Here is a 1,065-nt window from a genome sequence, read left to right as displayed (position 1 = left end):
TCCCTTGGTCAGTGCGGATATCATCTCGATCAACGATATCGCCAGGGAGCCGCTGATCATGCTGACTGTCGATGAGATCGAGGAAAACACCGGCAAACTTCTGACCGCCCTCGGCGCGCGTCCGCATGTCGCCTTCCGCACCCGCTCGGTTGAGGCCGTCCGTAGTCTCGTCGCCACCGGCGCCGGGATCGCGCTGTTGCCCGATCTTGTCTACCGTCCGTGGTCGCTTGAAGGCGATCGCATCGAAAGCCGCGACGTTTCCGGTGCGCTCCCCGTGGTGCAGGTCGGCATGGTCTGGCGCAAGGGTTCCAGCCTGCCCCAGGCTGCCCGGGATTTCGTTGGTATCGCTGAAGCCCTGCGCAGCGGTCGATCCCGGTGATATCGGAATTTCCGATAGCACCCTTCTGATAAATGAATTTGCGAATACGGAGAAATCAAGGCACTTTTCTTACCGGGAACATATGCCCTGAAAGCAGGGCCAAAACGGGAGAATTGAGATGAAGCAGTTTTTGAAATCCTGCACTGCACTTACACTTTCCCTTGCCTTCACCACGCAGGTCCTCGCCCAGGAAGCGCTGAAAGAAATCGGCAAGGGAGAAGGCGAAGTCTCCATCGTTGCGTGGCCCGGCTATATCGAACGCGGCGATACCGACAAGGCCTATGATTGGGTCACGGGCTTCGAGAAGGAGACCGGCTGCAAGGTCAGCGTCAAGACTGCTGCAACATCCGACGAAATGGTCGCGCTCATGAACGAAGGCGACTTCGATCTCGTTACCGCGTCCGGAGATGCGTCGCTGCGTCTCGTTGCCGGCAAGCGCGTTCAGCCGATCAATACGGACCTTATCAAGAGCTGGAAGACTCTTGACGAACGCATGCAGAACGCGCCCTGGCACACCGTCAAGGACGTTCATTATGGCGTGCCTTACGTATGGGGTCCGAACGTGCTGATGTACAACACTGAAGCGTTCAAGGATAAGGCGCCGACCAGCTGGAATGTGGTGTTCGAGGAAATGACCTTACCTGATGGCAAGTCGAACAAGGGTCGCATTCAGGCCTATGACGGAC

General features: G+C 57.5%; 2 protein-coding genes. Both read left to right on the top strand.

The features are described 5' to 3' along the window. Positions 1-379 (top strand): LysR substrate-binding domain-containing protein (locus ACXJ5O_RS27980; RefSeq protein WP_457302759.1); only part of this gene is annotated, 379 nt, incomplete at its 5' end. A 118-nt stretch (positions 380-497) separates the two neighbouring features. Further along, on the top strand, positions 498-1,065 hold a 568-nt coding region (locus ACXJ5O_RS27975; protein ID WP_457302758.1), incomplete at its 3' end, for an extracellular solute-binding protein.

It is taken from the genome of Phyllobacterium sp. P5_D12 (assembly GCF_054049495.1).
The sequence above is the reverse complement of the archived record's forward strand: the minus strand, read 5'-3'. Positions and strand labels throughout refer to the sequence as shown.